Source organism: Bacillus sp. R86525 (genome assembly GCF_042466195.1).
GTDB classification, from domain to species: Bacteria; Bacillota; Bacilli; order Bacillales; family Bacillaceae_G; genus Bacillus_A; species Bacillus_A nitratireducens.
In genome coordinates, this window is record NZ_JAXHPX010000007.1 from 919,217 (window position 1) to 943,614 (window position 24,398).

At 36.7% G+C, this 24,398-nt stretch carries 24 protein-coding genes; 19 read left to right on the forward strand and 5 right to left on the reverse strand.

What is annotated here, in order from left to right; genetic code table 11:
• Positions 1-62: 62 nt before the first annotated feature.
• Positions 63-386 (forward strand): hypothetical protein, encoded by a 324-nt coding sequence (locus SJY24_RS07270; RefSeq protein ID WP_377864245.1) that lies wholly within the window; start codon positions 63-65, stop codon positions 384-386.
• A gap of 118 nt (positions 387-504) precedes the next feature.
• Positions 505-768 (forward strand): DUF3949 domain-containing protein, encoded by a 264-nt coding sequence (locus SJY24_RS07275; RefSeq protein ID WP_377864247.1) that lies wholly within the window; start codon positions 505-507, stop codon positions 766-768.
• A gap of 7 nt (positions 769-775) precedes the next feature.
• Here SJY24_RS07275 and SJY24_RS07280 read toward each other — a convergent pair whose 3' ends face one another.
• Positions 776-1,081 (reverse strand): YtpI family protein, encoded by a 306-nt coding sequence (locus SJY24_RS07280; protein WP_001144759.1) that lies wholly within the window; start codon positions 1,079-1,081, stop codon positions 776-778.
• A gap of 156 nt (positions 1,082-1,237) precedes the next feature.
• On the opposite strand from SJY24_RS07280, the gene SJY24_RS07285 reads away from it, so the two are divergent.
• Positions 1,238-2,170 (forward strand): DHH family phosphoesterase, encoded by a 933-nt coding sequence (locus SJY24_RS07285; RefSeq protein ID WP_377864248.1) that lies wholly within the window; start codon positions 1,238-1,240, stop codon positions 2,168-2,170.
• 99 nt (positions 2,171-2,269) lie between these two features.
• Here SJY24_RS07285 and ytrI read toward each other — a convergent pair whose 3' ends face one another.
• Both ytrI and SJY24_RS07295 read right to left on the reverse strand, forming a co-directional pair.
• On the reverse strand, positions 2,270-2,773 hold the full coding sequence (gene ytrI, locus SJY24_RS07290) for a sporulation membrane protein YtrI (RefSeq protein ID WP_001265739.1): 504 nt from the start codon (positions 2,771-2,773) through the stop codon (positions 2,270-2,272).
• Positions 2,770-3,183 (reverse strand): YtrH family sporulation protein, encoded by a 414-nt coding sequence (locus SJY24_RS07295; protein WP_377864249.1) that lies wholly within the window; start codon positions 3,181-3,183, stop codon positions 2,770-2,772. The genes ytrI and SJY24_RS07295 overlap by 4 nt, the downstream gene beginning before the upstream one ends.
• Positions 3,184-3,225: 42 nt before the next feature.
• On the opposite strand from SJY24_RS07295, the gene dnaE reads away from it, so the two are divergent.
• The 8 genes from dnaE to SJY24_RS07335 all read left to right on the forward strand — a co-directional run bounded on the left by dnaE (position 3,226) and on the right by SJY24_RS07335 (position 14,094).
• Complete coding sequence (gene dnaE / locus SJY24_RS07300; RefSeq protein WP_377864250.1) at positions 3,226-6,552, forward strand: DNA polymerase III subunit alpha; 3,327 nt, start codon at positions 3,226-3,228, stop codon at positions 6,550-6,552.
• Between the two features lie 133 nt (positions 6,553-6,685).
• Entirely contained in the window at positions 6,686-7,894 is a 1,209-nt protein-coding gene (gene ystJ, locus SJY24_RS07305) for an NADP-dependent malic enzyme (protein ID WP_377867225.1), read from the forward strand.
• A 14-nt stretch (positions 7,895-7,908) separates the two neighbouring features.
• Complete coding sequence (locus tag SJY24_RS07310) at positions 7,909-8,553, forward strand: FadR/GntR family transcriptional regulator (RefSeq protein ID WP_377864251.1); 645 nt, start codon at positions 7,909-7,911, stop codon at positions 8,551-8,553.
• Positions 8,554-8,738: 185 nt separating this feature from the next.
• Positions 8,739-9,608 carry an acetyl-CoA carboxylase, carboxyltransferase subunit beta gene (accD, locus tag SJY24_RS07315; protein WP_000942865.1) on the forward strand — a complete coding sequence of 290 codons (870 nt, stop codon included), beginning with the start codon at positions 8,739-8,741 and terminating at the stop codon, positions 9,606-9,608.
• Positions 9,596-10,570 (forward strand): acetyl-CoA carboxylase carboxyl transferase subunit alpha, encoded by a 975-nt coding sequence (gene accA / locus SJY24_RS07320; protein ID WP_000818787.1) that lies wholly within the window; start codon positions 9,596-9,598, stop codon positions 10,568-10,570. The genes accD and accA overlap by 13 nt, the downstream gene beginning before the upstream one ends.
• 128 nt (positions 10,571-10,698) lie before the next feature.
• Entirely contained in the window at positions 10,699-11,658 is a 960-nt protein-coding gene (gene pfkA / locus SJY24_RS07325; protein ID WP_000821159.1) for a 6-phosphofructokinase, read from the forward strand.
• 53 nt (positions 11,659-11,711) lie between these two features.
• Entirely contained in the window at positions 11,712-13,469 is a 1,758-nt protein-coding gene (gene pyk, locus SJY24_RS07330; protein WP_377864252.1) for a pyruvate kinase, read from the forward strand.
• Positions 13,470-13,704: 235 nt separating this feature from the next.
• Entirely contained in the window at positions 13,705-14,094 is a 390-nt protein-coding gene (locus SJY24_RS07335; protein ID WP_377864253.1) for an FxsA family protein, read from the forward strand.
• A gap of 436 nt (positions 14,095-14,530) precedes the next feature.
• Here SJY24_RS07335 and ytvI read toward each other — a convergent pair whose 3' ends face one another.
• The gene (ytvI, locus tag SJY24_RS07340) at positions 14,531-15,649 is read right to left on the reverse strand and encodes a sporulation integral membrane protein YtvI (protein WP_097832098.1); all 1,119 of its coding nucleotides are present in this window, start codon (positions 15,647-15,649) and stop codon (positions 14,531-14,533) included.
• A gap of 432 nt (positions 15,650-16,081) precedes the next feature.
• On the opposite strand from ytvI, the gene SJY24_RS07345 reads away from it, so the two are divergent.
• From SJY24_RS07345 to SJY24_RS07365, 5 genes are all read left to right on the forward strand, one after another.
• Positions 16,082-16,543 carry a DUF441 domain-containing protein gene (locus SJY24_RS07345; protein ID WP_000625507.1) on the forward strand — a complete coding sequence of 154 codons (462 nt, stop codon included), beginning with the start codon at positions 16,082-16,084 and terminating at the stop codon, positions 16,541-16,543.
• Between the two features lie 383 nt (positions 16,544-16,926).
• Positions 16,927-18,075 (forward strand): citrate synthase, encoded by a 1,149-nt coding sequence (citZ, locus tag SJY24_RS07350; RefSeq protein ID WP_377864254.1) that lies wholly within the window; start codon positions 16,927-16,929, stop codon positions 18,073-18,075.
• A gap of 160 nt (positions 18,076-18,235) precedes the next feature.
• A complete protein-coding gene (gene icd / locus SJY24_RS07355) occupies positions 18,236-19,528 on the forward strand; it encodes an NADP-dependent isocitrate dehydrogenase (RefSeq protein WP_377864255.1) in 1,293 nt (430 codons plus the stop codon).
• Positions 19,529-19,547: 19 nt separating this feature from the next.
• Positions 19,548-20,486: a malate dehydrogenase gene (mdh, locus tag SJY24_RS07360; protein ID WP_377864256.1), complete on the forward strand. Its 939-nt coding sequence runs from the start codon at positions 19,548-19,550 to the stop codon at positions 20,484-20,486.
• 216 nt (positions 20,487-20,702) lie between these two features.
• Positions 20,703-21,176: a MaoC family dehydratase gene (locus SJY24_RS07365; RefSeq protein WP_000914188.1), complete on the forward strand. Its 474-nt coding sequence runs from the start codon at positions 20,703-20,705 to the stop codon at positions 21,174-21,176.
• Positions 21,177-21,232: 56 nt separating this feature from the next.
• On the opposite strand, the gene SJY24_RS07370 is transcribed toward SJY24_RS07365, so the two are convergent.
• Positions 21,233-21,364: a hypothetical protein gene (locus SJY24_RS07370; RefSeq protein WP_377864257.1), complete on the reverse strand. Its 132-nt coding sequence runs from the start codon at positions 21,362-21,364 to the stop codon at positions 21,233-21,235.
• 100 nt (positions 21,365-21,464) lie between these two features.
• Between SJY24_RS07370 and SJY24_RS07375 the strand changes: the two genes are divergently transcribed.
• The 3 genes from SJY24_RS07375 (at position 21,465) to phoR (ending at position 24,339) form a co-directional block, all read left to right on the forward strand.
• Positions 21,465-21,710 carry a hypothetical protein gene (locus SJY24_RS07375; RefSeq protein ID WP_377864258.1) on the forward strand — a complete coding sequence of 82 codons (246 nt, stop codon included), beginning with the start codon at positions 21,465-21,467 and terminating at the stop codon, positions 21,708-21,710.
• Positions 21,711-21,863: 153 nt separating this feature from the next.
• Positions 21,864-22,583 (forward strand): two-component system response regulator PhoP, encoded by a 720-nt coding sequence (gene phoP / locus SJY24_RS07380; RefSeq protein WP_377864259.1) that lies wholly within the window; start codon positions 21,864-21,866, stop codon positions 22,581-22,583.
• On the forward strand, positions 22,576-24,339 hold the full coding sequence (gene phoR / locus SJY24_RS07385; protein WP_377864261.1) for a sensory box histidine kinase PhoR: 1,764 nt from the start codon (positions 22,576-22,578) through the stop codon (positions 24,337-24,339). The genes phoP and phoR overlap by 8 nt, the downstream gene beginning before the upstream one ends.
• Positions 24,340-24,398: the final 59 nt, after the last annotated feature.

The following is a 24,398-nucleotide window of genomic DNA, read 5'->3' on the forward strand; positions in this document are numbered from 1 at the left end:
ATAGTAGATATACTCGGGAATTTGAAAGTGGAGGAAATGTCGTAGTGATAAGGAGGTGCTGAATGGGAGGGATAATTTTCTTTTTAGTTGTTGTATGTATTATAATTGTTCATGTGTTAACACATAGAAGAATGAATGGTATTAAAAAGAAGTTGTATTTTGTAAGTTTGATTCTCGCAAGTATTGGTTCCTTTATTCCTATATCAGGAGAAAATGAGCCTGATTTCCTTTATTTTGGTGTACCAGCTGAAACGTTTGTTTATTATGGTGGTTGGGAAGTCTGGTTTAATCCATTAGGGTTTTTCTTTAACTTTATTTTGTTTTATTGGGTTTTGAAGCTGTTGCTAAAGATATGGGAGGGTTTTAGCCGGAAGACAAAGAAGTAGCAGGATATATGTGGAGAAGTAATTATACGGTTAAAAAACAGAATATTAATTCAATTTGAGTTTATACTATGTTATGATTGTATTGTAAGATAATGGATTTCGAAAGGTGGTATGCCATATGTCATCAGAATTACTCTTTTTTGTTGGTATCGCACTATTTTACTTTCTTGTAATGATACCGATTCAATATTTATATTTACAAGGATTAAATGAAAAAAAGAAACGAACAGGATTATCTCAGCGAGAACTATATGAAAAGATGTCCTTTGAAGAAGAGCAATTACATTTTCATGTGCAAGGTAACCTCTTTAATATACCATCTGCGTTTGTTGCATATATGATTTTGAAAGTTAAGGGACGTAAAAAAGCATCACAATATTGATGCTTTTTTACGTTGTTTTATAAGATTCGGCTTCTTTGACTGCTAATGGTAGAAAGTGTTTATATTGGCGGAATCCATTAAATGTACTCGCGCTGCCAAATAAAATAAACAAAACACCAACAATAATACGGGCAGTTGAAAGTTCTAAAAAGAATTGGTTTAGCCCAAAGAATAGGACGAATAAGCCGAGTGCCATTGCAGATTTTCCGGAGAGCCACCCTTTCTCCATTGGACGGTTTGTACGAAAGAATTTTGTTTTATAGAAGAGATACAACATAAATGAGACGATAATACAAAAGACTAATACTGGCATAATGCACACTCCCATCGCTTCGTATAAAATGATAAAGAAAAAGAAATATCTAAACTTTCTAACTTTTATTATAAAGCAATTGTTCGCATGTATGAAATATTTTCCGTTATAATGGTGGATAAAGTGAAGAAGTTGAATAAAAAGGAGATTATACATATGCATGAACAAATTTTAGGAGCAATTAAAGAGTTTGATACAATTATTATTCATCGCCATGTGCGTCCAGATCCAGATGCGTTAGGTTCACAGGGCGGTCTTAGTACCATTCTACAAGAATCGTTTCCAGAGAAAAATATTTATACGGTTGGGTACAATGAACCGTCACTAGCATACTTACGAGTAATGGATGATATTGAAGATAGTGTATATGAAAATGCACTTGTTATCGTATGTGATACTGCGAACCAAGAACGTGTTGATGATCAACGCTACGCAAAAGGGAAGATGTTAATTAAAATTGACCATCATCCGAATGAAGATCCGTACGGAGATATTACGTGGGTAGATACGACAGCAAGTTCTACAAGTGAAATGATTTATGAGTTTTACAGTTATGGAAAAGATAAAGGATTACAGATAACAAAAGAAGCAGCTCGTCTTATTTTAGCGGGTATTGTTGGGGATACAGGTCGTTTCTTATTCCCGAATACAACAGCGAAAACACTTCGTTATGTAAGTGAGCTTGTTGATATGGATGTGAAATTCACAGATTTATACAATGAAATGTATAAGACGAAAGAAAAGATTGCTCGTTTGAACGGCTATATTTTACAAAACTTTACGATGGTAGAGGAAGGAGCAGCTTACATTAAATTAACGAAAGAAGTATTAGAAAAGTTTGATGTACTTCCTTCTGAGGCATCTGGCGTTGTTGGAGCACTTGGTAATATTGATGGATTAAAGTCGTGGGTTCTATTTTTAGAGGAAGATGATGTGATTCGTGTTCGTCTTCGCTCAAAAGGACCAGTGATAAATAAATTAGCAATGCAATATAATGGCGGAGGGCATCCGATGGCTTCTGGTGCAAAAGCATCTTCTTGGGAAGAAGCAGATCGTCTTTTTGCTGATTTACGTGAGCTGTGTAGATAAAAAATTGTATGTTGAACGAAAGAGAAGGAGAGGCACCGAAGCCCTCCTTTTTTGTTTTTAAATCTAAATATCGTTAAATAGAGATTTATGGAGGTATTTTTATTTTTCTTTCTCTATAACAATACTAATTTCCAGTACGGTATCAAAAGAGACTGTGTCTACTTTAAAGCGATATATACGATCGTAATGTTTGTACGTTTTATTTTCGATTACTTTTTTGAGTAGGTCTTTATTTTTTGCGATGCTTTGAATGTTTTTCGTTAAAAGATGCTGGAGATCATTATGGATAGAAGTAGTCATGTTTTCGAGTGTAAGGTTGTCTAAATCATATTTTTCTCGATTTATAATTTTTATTTTAATTTCTTGAATTGTTAAGAGCCGCTTATTTTCTGTATTCAATTTCTCTTGATCTTCGAGAAGGACGTGGAGTTTTGCTTCTTGCTTTTCTATAATTTCTCTTTGTTCTGCTATTTCACTAGCTTGTTCCTGCTGAAAAACACCATATATGTACAAAAAAATAAACCAGCTCAAAACGCCTCCAACAGCAGCACCTGCTAAAACTAAATACCATCTTTTGGCTGTATTGGCACTTGGTACTCTCATACATGTTCCTGCGTTAGCCATTTAATAATAATAAGACCAGTTTGCATACCACCAGTTGCAAAAAAAATAAGGAGAATTTGCTTTACGATATCTTTCATATCTCCGCCAAAGAAGCTTCTTTCAAAGCTATAAAAGGTATCGAACGTTCCACCTATCGCTGCAACGAGTGCCCAAATTCTTAAATTTTGGGCAAATTGATTAATATAAGTTAGAGCTGGTTTTCCAATGAGAAATGCACCAAATCCGCCAATTAATGAACCACCAAGTATAACTCCAAAGGCAATAAAGTAACTAATAATAAGCAGAGAGAAAAAAGTATGTTCTCTTACATCCATCGTCATTCCCCTTTCTTCTTCATATATATGGACAAAGTATGAGAAGTATGTTTTGATTTCCACTTTCCTCATCACCTATAATAAAAGTAGTCAAATAGGTAAAGAGAGGGTACAACAGTGAAGTTTGTGCATTTACAATGTCAAACCGTTTTTAGTTTGTTAAAAAGTGCTTGTAAAATTGATGAGCTTGTCATTCGGGCGAAAGATCTTGGATTTTCATCGCTGGCCATTACAGATGAAAATGTTATGTATGGAGTTATTCCGTTTTATAAAGCATGCAAGAAAAATGGTATACAGCCTATTATCGGCTTAACAGCTTCTATTTTTAGTGAAGAAGAAGAAAAGTCTTATCCGCTCGTCTTACTTGCTGAGAATGAAATAGGCTATCAAAATTTATTAAAAATTTCTAGCAGCATTATGACGAAGTCAAAAGAGGGTATTCCAAAGAAGTGGCTCGCTCATTATGCGAAAGGATTAATTGCGATTTCACCAGGGAAAGACGGAGAGATTGAACAGTTATTATTAGAAGACAAAGAGAGTCAGGCTGAAGAAGTAGCTCATACGTATCAAAATATGTTCAGCAATTTTTATATAAGTTTGCAGCATCATGCGATTCAAGATGAACTGCTTTTACAAGAAAAGCTGCCTGAATTTATTAATAAGGTAAACGTTCCAGTCGTTGCAACAAATGATGTGCGCTACATTAATCAAAGTGATGCACTTGTTCATGAATGTTTATTGTCTGTTGAAGGCGGAACGAAAATGACTGATCCAGATAGGCCGAGAATGAAAACGGATCAGTATTATTTAAAGTCATCGGATGAAATGGAAGTACTATTTTCTCATGCTGAGGAAGCGATTCAAAATACAATAAAAATCGCGGAGCGTTGCCGAGTAGAAATTCCTTTTCATGTAAATCAATTACCGAAATTTCCTGTTCCATCTAACGAGACGAATGATACGTATTTGCGCCGTGTTTGTGAAGAAGGCTTGCGTAAACGATATGGTACGCCGAAAGAAGTGCATATACAGCGTTTGAATCATGAATTACATGTGATTTCTAGTATGGGATTCAGTGACTATTTCCTCATCGTATGGGACTTTATGAAATACGCACATGAAAATCATATTTTAACAGGACCAGGACGTGGATCAGCAGCTGGTTCACTCGTTTCTTACGTATTGGAAATTACAGATATTGATCCGATTGAATATGACTTACTATTTGAAAGGTTTTTAAATCCTGAACGTGTGACACTTCCAGATATTGATATTGATTTTCCAGATATAAGACGTGATGAGATGATTCGATATGTGAAAGATAAATATGGTCAGCTTCGTGTTGCTCAAATTGTAACGTTTGGAACTCTTGCAGCGAAAGCCGCAATTAGGGACATCGCTCGTGTAATGGGGCTTCCGCCAAGAGATATTGACATATTTTCAAAACTTATCCCTTCAAAGCTTGGTATAACGTTAAAAGATGCATATGAGGAATCTCAGTCACTCCGTGAGTTTATACAAGGGAATCTTTTGCATGAGCGTGTGTTTGAAATCGCAAAACGTGTAGAGGGATTACCGCGTCATACGTCTATTCATGCAGCCGGCGTTATTATGAGTCAAGAACCGTTAACGGGAAGTGTAGCAATTCAAGAAGGGCATAACGATGTTTATGTTACACAATATCCAGCTGATGCATTAGAAGAGCTTGGGTTGCTCAAGATGGACTTTTTAGGATTACGTAATTTAACGTTACTTGAAAATATTATAACGTTTATTGTGAAAAAAACGGGGAAACACATTGATATAAGAAATTTACCTCTTCAAGATGAAAAGACGTTTCAATTGTTAGGAAGAGGGGATACAACAGGTGTATTCCAGCTTGAATCAGGTGGTATGCGAAATGTGCTTCGTGGGTTAAAACCGAATGAGTTTGAAGATATAGTTGCTGTTAACTCGTTATACAGACCGGGACCGATGGAACAAATTCCAACCTTTATTGAATCGAAGCACGGAAAACGACGAATTGAATATTTACATCCGGACTTAAAGCCAATTTTAGAAAGAACATATGGCGTAATTGTATACCAAGAACAAATTATGCAAATCGCATCGAAGTTAGCCGGGTTTTCGCTTGGGGAAGCGGATTTACTGCGCCGTGCAGTGAGTAAAAAGAATCGTGATATTTTAGATCAAGAACGTAAGCATTTTGTTCAAGGGTGCTTGAAAAACGGATACGATGAGACAGCTTCAGAACAAATTTACGATTTGATTGTAAGATTTGCGAACTACGGTTTTAACCGAAGTCACGCTGTAGCTTATAGTATGATCGGATATCAGCTTGCCTATTTAAAAGCGAATTATACGCTAGAATTTATGACAGCACTATTATCAAGTGCAATTGGAAATGAAGATAAGATTGTGCAGTATATAAGAGAAACGAAACGAAAAGGGTTTCATGTTTTGCCGCCGTCTCTTCAGAGAAGTGGTTATAACTTCCAAATGGAAGGGAATGCGATACGTTACAGTTTACTTTCAATTCGAAATATCGGGATGGCTACAGTGACGGCGTTACTCGAAGAACGAGAGGAAAAAATGTTCGAAGATTTATTTGAATTTTGTCTTCGTATGCCATCAAAGTTTGTAACGGAGCGAAATTTAGAAGCGTTTGTCTGGTCGGGATGTTTTGACGATTTTGGTGTTTCGAGAACGAATTTATGGAAAAGTCTTAAAGGAGCGCTAGAGTACGCGAACCTTGCACGTGATTTAGGAGATGCTGTTCCAAAATCAAAATATGTACAAGGAGAAGAGCTACCCTTTATTGAACAGTTAAATAAAGAGAAAGAAGCCCTCGGTTTTTATTTATCTAGTTACCCGACAGCGCAGTATGCGAAGTTAGGAAAAGAATTAGAAATCCCATCTCTAGCTCAGGCGATGCGACATAAGAAAAAAGTACAAAGAGCGATCGTGTATATAACAAGTGTGAGAGTGATTCGTACGAAAAAGTTTCAAAAGATGGCGTTTATTACATTTTGTGATCAAAATGATGAAATGGAAGCGGTTGTTTTCCCGGAAACGTATATACATTTCTCAGACAAGTTACAAGAAGGGGCAATTGTTTTAGTTGACGGTACGATTGAGCTAAGAAATCATAAGCTGCAATGGATTGTAAATGGACTCTATCCGTTAGAGGAAATGGATGTTTATGAAGAAAAGAAAGACGCATCTGTTTACGTGAAATTGCCGTCTCAATATGAAAAAAAGATTGTAAATCAAGTTACAAAAATATTGTTTGACTATTCAGGTTTTGCGAAAGTACTAATTTATTATGAAAAGGAACATAAAATGGTACAATTATCTCGAAGTTTATCAATTCATCCGAGTGAAGAATGTCTAGGAGCACTTCGTGAAATTGTCGGCGACGAAAATGTCGTTGTGAAAATATAATGGACAATTTCCCTACACTTCGATTATTATAGTAGTAGTGTTCGTGGTCAGACCACTTGGAGAAATTGATATCAGCAAGAATAATTTGAGGAGAGTGGATAGTTTGTCAACACTTCGTGAAGAAGCACTTCACATGCATAAAGTGCATCAAGGAAAATTAGAAACTGTATCAAAAGTAAAAGTAGAAAATGCAAAAGATTTAAGTCTTGCATATTCTCCAGGGGTTGCAGAGCCTTGTAAAGAAATTTATGACGATAAAAGTAAGGTATATGAATATACAATGAAGGGAAATATGGTAGCAGTTGTGACAGATGGAACGGCTGTACTTGGTCTTGGTAACATTGGACCTGAAGCATCTCTTCCAGTAATGGAAGGTAAAGCTGTATTATTCAAGAGCTTTGCTGGTGTAGATGCATTCCCGATTGCCTTAAATACAAACGATGTAGATAAAATTGTTGAAACTGTAAAATTAATGGAGCCGACTTTTGGTGGTGTAAACTTAGAAGATATTGCAGCACCAAACTGCTTCGTGATTGAAGAACGTTTGAAAAAAGAAACAAATATTCCTATCTTCCATGATGATCAACACGGAACAGCTATCGTAACAGTAGCGGGCCTTGTGAACGCGCTGAAATTAGTTGGAAAGAAAATGTCTGACATTAAAGTTGTCGCAAATGGCGCAGGTGCAGCGGGTATTGCAATCATTAAACTTTTATATCGCTATGGTGTACGTGACGTTATTATGTGTGACCGTAAAGGTGCAATCTATGAAGGTCGCCCTACAGGTATGAATCCGGTGAAAGATGAAGTTGCAAAATATACAAATAAGAATCGTATTGAAGGTTCTTTAGCTGACGTTATTCAAGGTGCGGACGTATTCATTGGTGTATCTGCAGCGGGTGCATTAACTGAAGAGATGGTTCGTACAATGAATGACGATGCAATTATTTTTGCAATGGCGAATCCGGTTCCAGAAATTATGCCAGAATTGGCAAAAGCAGCGGGCGCAGCTGTTGTTGGAACAGGTCGTTCTGACTTCCCGAACCAAGTAAATAATGTACTAGCGTTCCCTGGTATTTTCCGCGGTGCACTTGATGTACATGCGACACAAATTAATGAAGAAATGAAGATGGCAGCTGTACAAGCCATTGCAGAGCTTGTATCAGAGGATGAGTTGAATGCGGACCATATCATTCCGGCGCCATTTGACGCGCGTGTAGCGCCTCAAGTAGCGGCTTACGTTGCGAAAGCAGCAATGGAGACAGGAGTAGCTCGCCGTCAAGTAGATCCAAATGAAGTCGCTGAGAAAACAAAACAATTAGCGCTGATTGGTAAAGAATAAGCGAGGAATTTCCATTGACATCATCAAATACAAAAGTATATCTCGAAATTGTAAAAAAAATCCGTTCCATAATGGAAGAGGATGGTTTAGTAGCGGGGGATCGTTTACCATCTGAGCGTGAGTTAAGTTCACGCTTAAACGTTGGACGTTCCTCTGTAAGAGAAGCATTGCGTGCTTTAGAACTTGTAGGGTTAATTGAAACGAGACGTGGTGAGGGGACGTTTATTCGAAACTTTTACGATAACGGTCTTGTACAATTAATTGCTCCGTTCTTGCTGCAAGATGAGAAAACAATTCGTGATTTATTACAAACAAAACGATTGCTTGAGAAAGATATGATTCGAATTGTATGTAATTTGCCGAAAGAAACGTTTTCTAAAGTGCTAAGTAAATTACACCAAGTGCTTGAAGAAAATGAAAGCTCAATTCCAATGCTTCATCAGACGTTCTTTAAAACACTTATTGAACAATTCGATAATTATTTACTTTATCGCATTTGGATGATCGTAAATGATTACGTTGCAACGCTTTCTTGTGAAATTTCAGGAGATTCTATCGAGATATATAGAAAGCTTTATGCTGCCTTGAAAGAGAAACAAGAAAATGATGCGTTAAAAATTTACGATGAATTAGTAGAGAATATACAGTTTCACTCGTAATGTATAAAATTTGTCGAAATGACCATGACACGTTATGACAAACATTCTATCGCGTAGCGGTTAAAGTTAAACGTAAAGAGTGAGGTTATTAGACAGATTGAGAAGATAAGGCTAACATCAAACTTTGGTGTTAGCCCAATTTTCTTCTTGCGCTAACCTTAGCTCTCAACGAAGGGGGTCAAATTGTGCTAAGAGATTTATTCGTGAAAAAGAAAAAGTACGCTGCAATACCTTCAGAACAAGTACGAAAAGATGTACCGGATGGCGTTATGACGAAATGTCCGAAATGTAAAAAAATCATGTATACGAAAGAGCTTCTAAAAAATTTAAAAGTATGTGTGAATTGTGGATATCATCATCCTATGAATGCATGGGAACGTCTTGATAGTATATTGGACGAAGGGTCATTCCGTGAGTATGACAAAGAAATGGTTTCATTAAATCCACTCGAGTTTCCAGGATACGAAGAGAAACTAGAGAGCGATCGTAAGAAGACTGAATTGAACGAAGCGGTTGTAACTGGTGAAGGAACAATTGATGACATGCTTGTTGTTGTTGCAGTAATGGATTCTCGTTTTCGAATGGGCAGCATGGGCTCTGTTGTAGGAGAGAAAATTGCCCGTGCAGTTGAAAAAGCGTACGACTTACAAGTCCCATTTATTATCTTTACTGCGTCGGGTGGTGCCCGTATGCAAGAAGGGATATTAAGTTTAATGCAAATGGCAAAAACAAGCGTAGCTTTGAAAAAGCATAGTAATGCAGGAGGGTTATTTATTTCTGTTATGACTCACCCAACGACGGGCGGGGTTTCAGCGAGTTTCGCTTCACTTGGTGATTACAATCTTGCAGAGCCAGGTGCACTTATCGGATTTGCTGGTAGACGTGTAATTGAACAAACAGTGCGTGAGAAACTACCGGAAGATTTCCAAACGGCAGAATTTTTACTAGAGCACGGTCAATTAGATGCGGTGGTGCATCGTGATGATATGAGAGAATCGCTCCGTAAGATTTTAGAAGTTCATCAAGGAGGGGAAATGGCTGTATGGCAGAGTTAGAATTTGAGAAACCAGTTGTTGAGCTAAGAAATAAGATTCGTGAACTGAAAGACTATACGAAAAACAGCCAGATGGACTTCAGTGAGGAGATTCGTATTTTGGAAGACAAGCTAGAAAAATTAGAGGAAGATATATACGGCAATATGAAAGTATGGGACCGTGTTCAAATTGCTCGTCATGCAGAACGACCGACAACGCTCGATTATATTGAGCACTTATTTACTAATTTTTTTGAATGTCATGGAGATCGCCTATTTGGCGACGATGCAGCGATTGTCGGCGGCATTGCGAAATATAAAGGGATGCCTGTAACTGTAATTGGGCACCAACGCGGAAAAGATACGAAAGAAAATATTCGTCGTAATTTTGGGATGCCTCATCCAGAAGGATATCGAAAAGCACTGCGTCTAATGAAACAAGCGGAAAAGTTTAATCGTCCTATTATTTGTTTCATCGATACGAAGGGAGCTTATCCTGGTAAAGCAGCTGAAGAACGTGGACAAAGTGAGGCAATTGCCCGTAATTTATTTGAAATGGCGGGTTTAACTGTACCTGTTATTTGTATTGTTATCGGTGAAGGTGGTAGCGGTGGTGCGTTAGGTCTTGGAGTAGGAGATTACATTCATATGCTGGAAAATTCCACGTATTCTGTTATTACACCAGAGGGTGCGGCGGCAATTCTTTGGAAAGACGCTGGTAAAGCAAAAGAAGCTGCAGAAGCGATGAAAATTACAGCATTAGATTTGAAAGAATTAGGTGTAATTGACGAAATTATTCCAGAGGCAAAAGGCGGAGCGCATCGTAATGTTTTGAAACAATCAGAAAATATAGATTTAATGCTTAAGAAAACTTTTGAACAATTAAGCGGAATTTCGAAAGATGAATTAATCGAAAAACGTTATGAAAAATATATGAAAATTGGGCAAGTTTCGTTTTCAAACGCTTCCATTGGGATAAAATAAGAAAAGCGTGCGTTCCTCTTCGCGAATGCACGTTTTTATTATGAAAAGACACATCTTCTCCATTGTGTTTTTGTATTTTTTCGTGTTATTTTATTATAAGGCAAATAATCTTTATGAGGTGAGTACAAATGAAACGTATTGGTGTATTAACAAGTGGTGGAGATTCACCTGGTATGAATGCTGCCATTCGTGCAGTTGTTCGTAAAGCGATTTTCCATGATATTGAAGTATATGGTATTTACCATGGATACGCTGGTTTAATTTCTGGTCATATTGAAAAATTAGAACTTGGTTCTGTTGGCGATATTATCCACCGTGGTGGTACAAAATTATATACAGCAAGATGTCCTGAGTTTAAAGACCCAGAAGTACGACTTAAAGGAATCGAGCAATTAAAGAAACATGGTATTGAAGGACTTGTTGTTATTGGTGGAGATGGTTCTTACCAAGGTGCTAAAAAATTAACTGAGCAAGGATTCCCATGTGTTGGTGTACCAGGTACAATCGACAATGATATCCCTGGAACAGACTTCACAATTGGTTTCGATACAGCTTTAAATACTGTTATTGATGCAATTGATAAAATCCGTGATACAGCTACATCTCATGAACGTACATATGTTATCGAAGTAATGGGACGTCATGCTGGAGATATCGCATTATGGGCTGGTTTAGCTGATGGTGCCGAAACTATCTTAATTCCAGAAGAAGAGTATGACATGGATGATGTTATTGCTCGTCTGAAACGCGGTAGTGAACGTGGTAAAAAGCACAGTATTATCGTTGTAGCTGAAGGTGTTGGAAGTGCGATTGACATCGGTAAGCACATTGAAGAAGCAACAAGCTTTGATACTCGTGTAACTGTATTAGGTCACGTACAACGTGGTGGATCACCAAGTGCACAAGACCGTGTATTAGCAAGTCGTCTTGGTGCAAGAGCAGTTGAATTATTAATTGCTGGTAATGGCGGACGTTGTGTTGGTATTCAAAACAATAAACTTGTTGATCATGATATTATCGAAGCGTTAGCTCAAAAGCATACAATCGATAAAGATATGTATCAATTATCTAAAGAATTATCCATCTAATCGGCGTAATGCCTTGTATTTGGGAACGGTTTCATAATTTTCGGAGGTGCAATATGCGTAAAACTAAAATTGTATGTACTATAGGTCCTGCTAGTGAAAGTATTGAGAAATTAGAACAATTAATGGAAGCGGGTATGAACGTTGCTCGTTTAAACTTCTCTCATGGTAGCCATGAAGAGCACGGAGCTCGTATTAAAAACATTCGTGAAGCTTCAAAGAAAACTGGTAAAACAGTTGGTATTTTACTTGATACAAAAGGTCCAGAAATCCGTACACATGACTTCGTAGACGGACAAGCTGAGCTTGTAACAGGTGCAGAAGTAATTCTTTCTACTGAACAAGTATTAGGAACTGCAGAGAAGTTCTCTGTATCTTATGCTGGTCTTTATGATGATGTTGACCCAGGTTCTCGTATTCTAATCGATGACGGTCTTATCGAACTAGAAGTAATCGAAAAAGCTGATGGAAACATCCGTACAAAAGTATTAAACAGCGGAACTGTAAAAAATAAAAAAGGTGTTAACGTACCAAACGTAAGCATTAAGCTTCCTGGTATCACTGAAAAAGACGTAAAAGATATCGTTTTCGGTATCGAGCAAAAAGTTGATTTCATCGCGGCATCTTTCGTACGTAAAGCATCTGACGTATTAGAAATTCGTGAATTATTAGAAGGACATGACGCTCAATACATCCAAATCGTACCAAAAATCGAAAACCAAGAAGGTATCGACAACATCGATGCAATCTTAGAAGTTTCTGACGGTTTAATGGTTGCTCGTGGTGATATGGGTGTAGAAATTCCACCAGAAGAAGTACCATTAGTACAAAAGCGTCTAATCAAAAAATGTAACGTATTAGGCAAACCGGTTATTACTGCAACACAAATGTTAGATTCTATGCAACGTAACCCACGTCCAACTCGTGCGGAAGCAAGTGACGTAGCAAACGCAATCTTCGATGGAACAGATGCAATTATGCTTTCAGGTGAAACTGCTGCGGGTCAATACCCTGTAGAAGCTGTAACAATGATGGCTAACATTGCAGTGCGTGTTGAAAAATCATTACAATATGAAGATATGTTCAAAAAACGTATTAAAGAGTTCACTCCAACAATTACAGATGCAATTAGCCAATCTGTTGCGCATACAGCACTTGCTCTTGATGTAGCTGCAATCGTAGCTCCAACGGAAAGTGGACATACTGCGAAAATGATCTCTAAATACCGTCCGAAATCTCCAATCGTAGCTGTAACATCTGACGAGCAAGTAGGACGTCGTCTGGCACTTGTTTGGGGTGTACAAGCGTTTATGGCTGGAAAACGTGCAGCTTCTACTGACGAAATGTTAGATACTGCAATTCAAACAGGTATGGATGCAGGTCTAATCGGACTTGGAGATACTGTAGTAATCACTGCTGGTGTTCCAGTTGCTGAAACTGGTACAACAAACTTAATGAAGATCCACGTTGTTGGTGAAGAAGTTGCTAAAGGACAAGGGATCGGTCGTAAAGCTGCAAAAGGTAAAGTAGTTGTAGCGAAAACAGCTGCTGAAGCTGTAGCGAACGTAAACAAAGGTGATATCCTTGTTACAACAAGCACTGATAAAGATATGATTCCTGCAATTGAAAAAGCTGCTGCTTTAGTTGTTGAAGAAGGTGGCTTAACAAGCCATGCGGCTGTTGTAGGTGTATCAATCGGTATTCCTGTTATCGTTGGTGTAAACGGCGTAACAGCAACTTTAAAAAATGGCCAAGAAGTAACAGTTGATGCAGCACGCGGAATTGTTTATAATGGACATGCGGAAGTGCTATAAGAAGTAATACGGAGAGAAGGAGCGGAGTCCTTCTCTTTTTTTACACAAAAAAGGATAGAGATAGCTTCAAACGCCTGAAATCACTTCAGGAAACGTTTGTTATAACGTTTATTGGAAGAGGGTTGTTTATCCTTTTGTGAGGCTTATACGGGCGTTATAAGGGTTTTATAAAGGCTTGGTAAGGTGAAAGGGAGCTACTTAAATCTTTTAAATGAAATATGAAGGAGTGCGAGCTATGAAGTGGTTACTATTCTTACTTATTTTAATACCGGCGATTGAAATTACGGTCTTAATTGGATCAAGTCATGTAATAGGTTTATGGTCTACGTTCGCTATGATTGTATTTACAGGCATTGTAGGCGTTTATTTGGCGAAACGACAAGGGTTTAAAATAGTTAGAGAGATTCAATTTAGGTTAAATAGAGGAGAAATGCCGGGTGGTGCCGTCCTAGATGGTATTTTTGTCTTTATAGGAGGTATTCTTTTAGTACTTCCTGGATATGTGACGGATATAATGGGTTTTATTTTTGTTATCCCTGTAACGAGGGCTTTATTGAAGCCAATTGTTATGAAGTGGATTGATTGGAAATTGAGAAAGAAGGCTACTATTATTGTTCAGAAATAACACTTAGATTATAGCGATCTAAGTGTTATTTTTTTATTGTATTTTCTATTTATACCTCTGGTAGTTAATGCTAGGTAGAATACAGGGGTTACGGATTAAAAGTTTTACATCAGGGGATATTTTTTATGTTGTTAGTGTGAAAAAGTTAGATGAGAGAAAAAACTACTGATTAAAGGAGTTTTTTGCTCTATTTTGTATATTTATTCATTTACATAAAAGGTAATAAATGTAAGTAATAATTATAAAATAAATAGAATAAAAATGTAATAATACCGCGAAATATGCGTTTTTTATGAAAAAAATAAGAGAATTATCCTTTTTTAGGAAATCCTCTCATTTGAAATGTAGTTAGTATAAAAGTAAGTACAATGAATAATCAGTGGGGAATTCCCACTGATTACAATTAAGTTTTTGGTTTTATGTGAATTAGAAAATATTATTTTGATGGTGAGCCTTTAATGAATTTCCATAAGTCATGGAAAACGTGGGCTTTGTGTAATGTGTTAAGTAGTACTAATGTGACTGGACCGATGATTAATCCTAAAAAACCAAAGAGCTTAAAGCCGACAAATAAAGCGATGAGTGTCGCTAATGGATCGAGTCCAATATTAGATGAAAGTACTTTCGGCTCCATGATTTGTCTTTGGACAATCACGACGATGTATAAGATGAGAAGACCGATGGCGAATGCGGTGTCGCCTGTGAAAAATACGTATATAACCCAAGGAACGAAGACGGCTCCAGTTCCTAAGTATGGGAGTAAATCTACAACTCCTGTAATAATCGCGATAGTAATTGCGTATGGCACGCGTAATATTAAAAGGCCGATTAGTACAATGACAGTTGTCATAGATACGAGTGTAAGTTGTGCTTTAACAAAACCAAACAAAGCTTTTCTTAAATCGACAAAAATAGTTTTTCCGTATCCGTGTACACGATTAGGTAAAAGTTTTCTTACTTTATGAGCAAGATGGTGCCAATCGTAACTAATGAAGAAAGTTGCTAATAAAATGAATACAAGGACAGTTAAAGTTGTTGGTAATGCGCTAATGAAATTTGTTAATCCACTTATAATAGCGGTTAAAAGTTCTTTCATTTGTGTCGTTGCTTCAGTGCCTAAGTTTTGAATGTTTTGTGTAATAGTATATCGTTGTGGTTCGCCGAGATGATTAAATTTAGAGATTAAATCATCGTAGAGAGGCATAATATGATTAAGCGCAAATTGTTGAGCGAATGCAACGATATCTGGGAACTTCACTGTAACAATTTGAAGTAAGTATGTTGTGGCGGATATTGCTTCAGTTACAAGGTATGTAACAAGTCCGACGATAGCCCCGAATACGAGAATTAAGCTAACGAGTACTGCTAATGCACGAGGGAATTGTAGTTTTTGATTAAGGAAATTGACGACAGGATTAATCAAATAAGCAAATGCAAAAGCGATAATAAAAGGATAGATAAGTCCTGACATGTATAGTAATACATAGAACCCAGCTACCGTTGCTACAATGACAAATATGAGTCGCAATATCATATATAGTAAGTTTCGGTTCAAAGATGTATACCTCCCATTCCAATTTGTATTAGCCTAATTCGTTCAACTTATAACGAGTAGCATTCACTGATTAAAGTTTCACTTTTATGTTATAGTGGAATGATGGATTTTTCCTGCTTTTTCAGTACATGAACGACTGTAAAAGCTTGTTGATAATGCTTCTACTATATGGTAAAAACTTCATTTTCTCTTCTTTTTATTTTACCTGTTTCTTGTTAGAAAAGAAAGGAGAGACAATCGTTTTCAAAAATGTATACATGCTTTGATTTTTTTAGTTACAGTCTCATTATGTAAGTTAAAAATGCATGCAAAAATGAAATTGTTGCCTTATTCTCATTGGCAAATAGACATCGATATGACATGTATAACGATAGGTTTAAAGGTATTTTTGTTTGGAAGCGAGTTCATTATTTTCAGAAAGGAAGTGCAAACATGATTAGTCAGTCAACGTTATTTTTATTCATACTACTTATTATAGGACTTATTGCTAAAAACCAATCGCTTACTGTAGCTATTGGAGTGTTATTCTTATTGAAGTTTACGTTTTTAGGAGATAAAGTCTTTCCTTATTTACAAACGAAAGGGATTAACCTTGGTGTAACAGTCATTACAATAGCAGTGCTCGTACCGATTGCGACAGGGGAAATAGGCTTTAAACAACTCGGAGAAGCAGCCAAATCGTATTATGCATGGATTGCTTTAGCCTCAGGTGTGGCGGTCGCTTTGTTAGCGAAAGGCGGCGTACAATTATTGACGACGGACCCTCATATTACAACTGCGCTTGTTTTTGGGACAATTATAGCTGTAGCTTTATTTAATGGGGTCGCTGTAGGTCCGTTAATTGGGGCTGGAATTGCCTATGCAGTTATGAGTATTATACAGATGTTTAAATGAGGAATTTTATAGTAATATAAAATTTTTGAATTCTTTCTGTTCACAAAAGTCAGATAATTGTTTATAATAGAATTAGAAACTTTGAAAAGTTACATAACAGCAGAGACTATACACCAGATAAAATAAAAACAACATAAAACAATTTTATAATGATATTGTTTTATGTTGTTTTTATCATAAAACTCTTCGGGATTCATTTTCCTCACTAACTTGTTGTTCTGAGCGTGAGGATTCGGGGAGACATTCACGCTCATGCTTTCCATGCAATGGACAATAAGAGGGGAACATCGCAACAAATTTGCATGAACGTGCATTTTGCTTGCCTAAAGAGTGAACGAGCGTTCATAATTTATAAGGGGAGCAAATAGATATAAGGAGCAAGGTTGGGAGAATTTTCAGGAAAAGGAGAGAATGTCATGACTGTTATTCGAGGTTTAGAAGGGGTAGTAGCAACAACATCATCTGTGAGCTCTATTATTGATGATACATTAACTTATGTTGGGTATAATATTGATGATTTAGCGGAGAATGCTACATTTGAAGAAGTAGTGTACTTATTATGGCACCGCAAGCTTCCTAACGAAAAAGAACTAGCGGAATTTAGTACAACTGTATCTGAATACTATAAAGTACCAGGTGAAATTTTAACATATTTGAAACAAGTAGATTTAAAAATCGCGCATCCGATGTCTGTTTTACGAACTGCGATTTCCATGCTATCATTATACGATGAGAGCGCTGAAATTATGGATGAGAAGTCCAATTATTTGAAAGCGGTTAAATTACAAGCTCAAGTAGGAACTTTAATTGCTGCGTATGCAAGAATCCGTAAAGGTTTAGATATTGTTGAGCCGAGAAAAGATTTATCATTAGCTGCAAACTTCTTGTACATGTTAAATGATCGTGAGCCAAATGAAGTTGAAATTGAAGCTTTTGATAAGGCGCTTGTACTTCATGCAGATCATGAGTTAAACGCTTCTACATTTACTGCACGTGTTTGCGTAGCTACACTTTCAGATGTATATTCTGGTATTACAGCAGCAATCGGTGCATTAAAAGGTCCTCTTCACGGAGGGGCAAACGAAAATGTAATGAAGATGTTAACTGAAATTGGCGAAGAAGAAAATGTAGAATCATATATTCATAATGCTCTTCAAAATAAAGTGAAAATCATGGGCTTTGGCCACCGTGTGTATGAGCATGGTGATCCACGTGCAAAACATTTACGTGAAATGTCTAAGAGATTATGCGTGCTTTTAGGAGAAGACAAATGGTATAATATGTCTATCAAAATTGAAGACATTGTAACAAAAGAAAAAGGTCTTCCACCAAATGTTGATTTCTATTCAGCTTCTGTATACCATTGTTTAGGAATTGACCATGACTTATTTACACCTATTTTTGCAATTAGCCGTATGTCAGGCTGGTTAGCTCATATTCTAGAACAATATGAAAATAACCGTTTAATCCGTCCACGTGCTGATTATAATGGACCTACGCATCAAGTGTATGTTCCAATTGCACAACGATAAGCGAAAAACACTATTTCGATAGTAAAAATACGCTTTCAAAAGTCTGATTTTTCCGGGAAGATGTAATGATTAGAATATTTAAATTTGACTAACGGTTTGAACTGAGGGGTTATTCCCTCAGTTTCATACATATGAAATTTCAAACATGGGGGTTATCACATTGACGACAGGTGAAAAAATTACTGTAACTAATGGTGTTATGAATGTACCAAACAATCCGATTATTCCATTTATCGAAGGAGATGGAATTGGTCCTGATATTTGGGCTGCAGCGTCTCGCGTACTAGAAGCAGCAGTTGAAAAAGCTTATGATGGTGAGAAGAAAATCGTTTGGAAAGAAGTGTTTGCAGGGGAAAAAGCATTCAACCAAACAGGCGAGTGGTTACCAGAAGAGACTTTAAATTTAATCCGTGAATATTTAATCGCAATTAAAGGTCCACTTACAACTCCAGTTGGCGGTGGCATTCGTTCTCTAAACGTAGCGCTTCGTCAAGAATTAGATTTATATGTATGTCTACGTCCAGTTCGTTACTTTGAAGGTGTTCCTTCACCTGTAAAACGTCCGGAAGATACTGATATGGTTATTTTCCGTGAAAATACAGAAGACATTTATGCTGGAATTGAATATGCACAAGGTTCTCCAGAAGCAGAAAAAGTTCTTGCTTTCTTAAAAGAAGCAATGGGTGTTAATAAAATCCGCTTCCCAGAAACATCTGGTATCGGTATTAAACCAATCTCAGAAGAAGGGACAAAGCGTCTTGTTCGTGCTGCAATTCAATATGCAATTAACGAAAAACGCTCTTCTGTTACATTAGTTCATAAAGGAAACATTATGAAATTTACAGAAGGTGCTTTCAAGAACTGGGGTTACGAAGTAGCGGAACAAGAATTCGGCGACAAAGTATTTACTTGGGCTGAATATGATCGTATCGTTGAAAAAGATGGAAAAGATGCAGCGAATAAAGCGATGGCAGACGCAGAAGTGGCTGGGAAAATCATCGTAAAAGATTCTATTGCAAACATCTTCTTACAACAAATTTTAACTCGTCCACGTGAGTTCGATGTTGTTGCAACAATGAACTTAAACGGAGACTACATCTCTGATGCACTTGCTGCACAAGTAGGTGGAATTGGTATTGCACCTGGTGCAAACATTAACTATGTGACTGGACATGCTATCTTTGAAGCTACACATGGTACAGCTCCAAAATATGCAGGTTTAGATAAAGTAAACCCATCTTCAGTTCTTCTTTCAGGTGTACTATTATTAGAGCACTTAGGATGGAACGAAGCTGCGAATTTAGTAACTGATTCAGTTGAGAAAACAATTGCTTCAAAAGTAGTAACATATGATTTCGCACGCTTAATGGAAGGTGCAACAGAAGTGAAATGTTCTGAGTTCGCTAATGAACTTATTAAAAACATGGATGTAGCGATAATCAAAAACGCATAATTAAAGCGGGGGGTAAATTATGACAATCAAACGCAAGAAAGTTTCAGTCATCGGTGCAGGATTTACAGGAGCAACAACAGCATTCTTATTAGCACAAAAAGAACTTGCAGATGTTGTATTAGTGGACATTCCACAGCTGGAAAATCCAACAAAAGGGAAAGCGTTAGATATGTTAGAAGCGAGCCCAGTACAAGGTTTTGATGCTAACATTATTGGTACATCTGATTACGCAGATACTTCTGATTCTGACGTTGTCGTTATTACAGCAGGTATTGCACGTAAGCCTGGTATGAGCCGTGATGACTTAGTAGCAACAAACTCTAAAATTATGAAAAGTATTACGCGCGACATTGCAAAACATTCACCAAATGCGATTATTGTTGTATTAACAAATCCAGTTGATGCAATGACATATTCTGTATTTAAAGAAGCAGGATTCCCGAAAGAGCGTGTTATCGGTCAATCGGGCGTATTAGATACAGCTCGTTTCCGTACATTCATTTCACAAGAATTAAATCTTTCTGTGAAAGACATTACAGGATTTGTTCTTGGTGGACATGGTGACGATATGGTACCTCTTGTACGCTACTCCTATGCAGGTGGCATTCCGTTAGAAACATTAATTCCAAAAGAGCGTTTAGAAGCAATCGTAGAACGTACACGTAAAGGTGGCGGTGAGATTGTAGGCTTATTAGGAAACGGTAGTGCATATTATGCGCCAGCAGCTTCTTTAGTTGAAATGACAGAAGCAATCTTGAAAGATCAACGCCGTGTATTACCAGCTATTGCTTACCTTGAAGGTGAATATGGTTATAGTGACCTTTACTTAGGAGTACCAGTAATTCTAGGTGGTAACGGAATTGAAAAAATTATTGAATTAGAACTTCTTGAAGATGAAAAAGAAGCGTTAGATCGCTCTGTAGAATCTGTACGTAACGTTATGAAAGTTCTTGTTTAATAATTAAATATAAGTGGAAAAAGATTCGGGGCCCCGAATCTTTTTCTACTATATATTGAAATGTTTTTTTGAAATAACATGAAAACGCTATCATTTGGTGTATCCTATAATGAAACTATAGACTTATACTATATATTGCCCTCATCACAGTAAATTTCGGATAAGGTATCGCTTTTATTAGGATAATAAGGTGAAAAAATCGGAGGGGGTTGTAACATGTTAAAGAAAAAAGTTCAAATTGGTCGTAGAATGGATGAAATTACAGTAGGAGAGAAATTATCTATCACTGAAAAAATTGAGGATAAAGATTTGTTATTGTACTTAGGGTTAACGAATGATGCCAATCCATTATATATTCAGCATGATTACGCATCCCAAACTCCGTATGAAAAGCCGATTGTACCAAGCATTATGCTAACAGGGCTGATTACAACGGCGGTTACGAAATATTTACCAGGTCCAGGTAGTCATATTACTAGGAAGGACCTTACGTTCGTGAAACATGTTCACCATTATGAAACGTTACAAATCCACTTTGAAGTTGTGGCTGTTTCAGAGGAGGAACATACAATTGATATGCTCGTATCAGCTTATGATGAACAAGGAGAGCATGTTGTAAAAGGTTCATTAACAGTAACGCCACCTTTTAAATCTGTTTCTATTATGGAAAAAGCATTAGATAATTTTTAAAACATGAAAATATGAATAGCGCTAGCATACCTTTAATAAGGGAGCTAGCGCTATTTTTAGTTAAAGAATCCTTCAGCAAAGCCTTCAGCGAAATCCGAACAACCCGTTTTAATCGTATCCCAGCTTGGAGTGTTGAAAGTAAGAATACATGTTACTACTAAAGTTAGAATAGGTAGTACTAGTCGCATAATAGAACCTCCATATTGTTAATATTCATATATATTGATTATTATATTAAATTATCACATACTTTAATAACTGAAGTCAATTGAAGGAGGGATTTTTTAAGTGAGATGGAAAAGGGAAGACGTTATCTTTGAAACGATAAGAGAGGCTGAAGTGTGGGCAGACTCAATCGCGAATGAAATGTACGGGAGTGTATTTGATGGATATGAAACACCAGATTATAAAATAGCGTATGCTCTTTCTTTTTTCTTAGCGCAGGAGAGAGTGTGGATAGTTCATACGGAAAAACACTTTGAAAAAGGTAGATTCATCTATCAAGTTTGGGTAGCCAAGAGAGAAATGGAATGAAGTTTCATTGTTTTTATTTTCGAAACGTTAGTACAAACGAGCTCCATGAATAGACAATTATATTGAGGGGGGACCTGTTTTCTAGTATGATGAGAATAACGGGGAAAATACTAGGATGAAGAAGGTTTCAAGTCTATAACTTGGAGGAAAAGAATGAACAATCGTATTTTAGTAGTTGATGATGAGGAATTTATCTTAACTTTAATTGAATTTAATTTACAACAAGCTGGGTTTGAAGTGATTACAGCAATGGATGGAGAAATGGCGCTTCACAAAGCGACAACAGAACGCCCAGATTTAATTATATTAGATTTAATGCTTCCGAAAATGGATGGTATGGAAGTGTGTAAAGAATTACGATTGCAGCGTGTTATGACGCCGATTTTAATGTTAACAGCAAAAGATGATGAATTTGATAAGGTGCTAGGTCTTGAGCTTGGGGCTGATGATTATATGACGAAGCCATTTAGTCCAAGGGAAGTTGTTGCGCGTGTGAAGGCGATTTTGCGCCGTACGAAATTACAACATGAAGAACAAGCTGCAGAAGCGCCAGATGAAGATAGTATCACAATTGTAGACCTTAAAATTTTACCGGAGTTTTATGAGGCTTATTTCCAAGGAAGAAAGCTTGAATTGACCCCAAAAGAATTTGAACTACTTGTTTATCTTGCGAAAAATAAAAGTCGCGTGTTGACGCGTGATCAATTATTAAGTGCTGTATGGAATTATGACTTTGCTGGTGATACACGAATTGTTGATGTTCATATTAGCCACTTACGCGATAAAATTGAACAAAATACGAAAAAACCGACGTACATTAAAACGATACGTGGTTTAGGATATAAATTAGAGGAGCCAAAAGGGGATGAATAAATTTCGTTCCAGGCTTCTTTTTACATTTGTTTCTCTTATTGTATTTATTTTAGTCGGACTCGGTTTATTACTAGAAACTGTGTTTGAAAACTATTATATAGATCATGCGAAAGAGAGAATGGTACGAGAGACAGAGTATGTTGCAGTATTAGCAGAAGAACAAGGTTTTGATGATGTTTTAAAAAAGCCATATGTATTTGAAAAGTTAGAAGAAAAAATACCAGCTTCTATTGTATTTGTGGATGAAAAAAAGAAAGTTCAATATAGCAAAGGGCAACAATCTGCATTTAGTCAAGAGACGATTAAAGAGCTTTCTTCGGAAGCAGCAAAACAACGAAGTAAAGTGATTACGCAAGAAACAGATCAAAAGAATGAATTTTATCATGCGGTGTTCGTTCAAGATCTAGCAGGAAAACAAGGATATATTTTGGTGAAAAGTACAATTGAGCCATTGAAAGACGTACATCAAAAAACGTGGGGATTATTAATTATCGGATTTGTTATCGCTTGTCTCGTAGTCGTATTTTTAGGTATGAAAATTACGGGGCAATATATTAGGCCGATTGAATCGGTTACGAAAGTTGCCATTGAATTAGCGAAGGGAAATTATAAAGCACGGGCTTATGAAAGTCATTCGGATGAAACAGGGATGCTGAGTAAAGCGATTAATATTTTAGCTCGTAATTTACAAGAGATGACACTTGAGCAGGAAATGCAACAGGATCGTCTGCATACGTTAATTGAAAATATGGGAAGTGGAATGATTTTAATTGATAGCCGCGGTTATATAAACCTTGTAAACCGTTCTTATAAGGAAACTTTCCACGTAACAGATGAAGAATATTTAGATCGCTTATATTATGAATCGTTTCATCATACAGAAATTATTGAGCTTGTGGAAGAAATCTTTATGACAGAAGTGAAAGTGCGTAAACAAATGTTATTGCCGCTTGGAATTGAGCGAAAGCATTTTGAAGTATATGGAGCACCGATTATCGGGACGAACCATGAATGGAAAGGTATTGTTCTTGTGTTCCATGACATAACAGAGTTAAAGAAATTAGAACAAATGAGAAAAGACTTTTTAGCGAATGTTTCTCATGAACTAAAGACGCCAATTACTTCTATTAAAGGTTTTTCAGAAACGCTCTTGGATGGGGCTATGGATAATAAAAAATTCTGCGAACATTTCTTACATATTATTTTAAAAGAAAGTGAACGCATGCAAGGATTAATTGAAGATTTATTAGACTTGTCAAAGATCGAGCAACAAGGGTTTAAACTAAATATGGGGACCGTTGATATGAAGGGACTTCTTGAAGATATTCATATGGTGCTTGATAATAAAGCAGGAGAAAAAGAAATCTCTTTACAAGTGAATGCATTAAAACGTGTCTCTGTTATTGGGGATCCAGGCCGTTTGAAACAAATCTTTATTAATTTAATTAATAACGCGATTGTATATACACCTGCTGGAGGCGTTGTTTCTGTTGAATTGGAAGAAGATAAATATAATGCTTATATAAAAGTATCTGATACTGGAATTGGTATTAGTAAAGAGGAAATCCCACGTATTTTTGAACGCTTTTACCGAGTGGATAAAGCAAGAAGTAGAAATACGGGTGGAACGGGTCTTGGTTTATCAATTGTGAAACATTTAGTTGAAGCGCATCAAGGTACGATTACGGTGGATAGTGAGGTTGGGGAAGGAACAACATTTACGGTTGTTTTGCCAAAATCAGCTACTGAAAAATAGGGTGAAGGATATTTACAATATATTAACAATGGCTTAATTAAATATTAATAAAGCTCTGT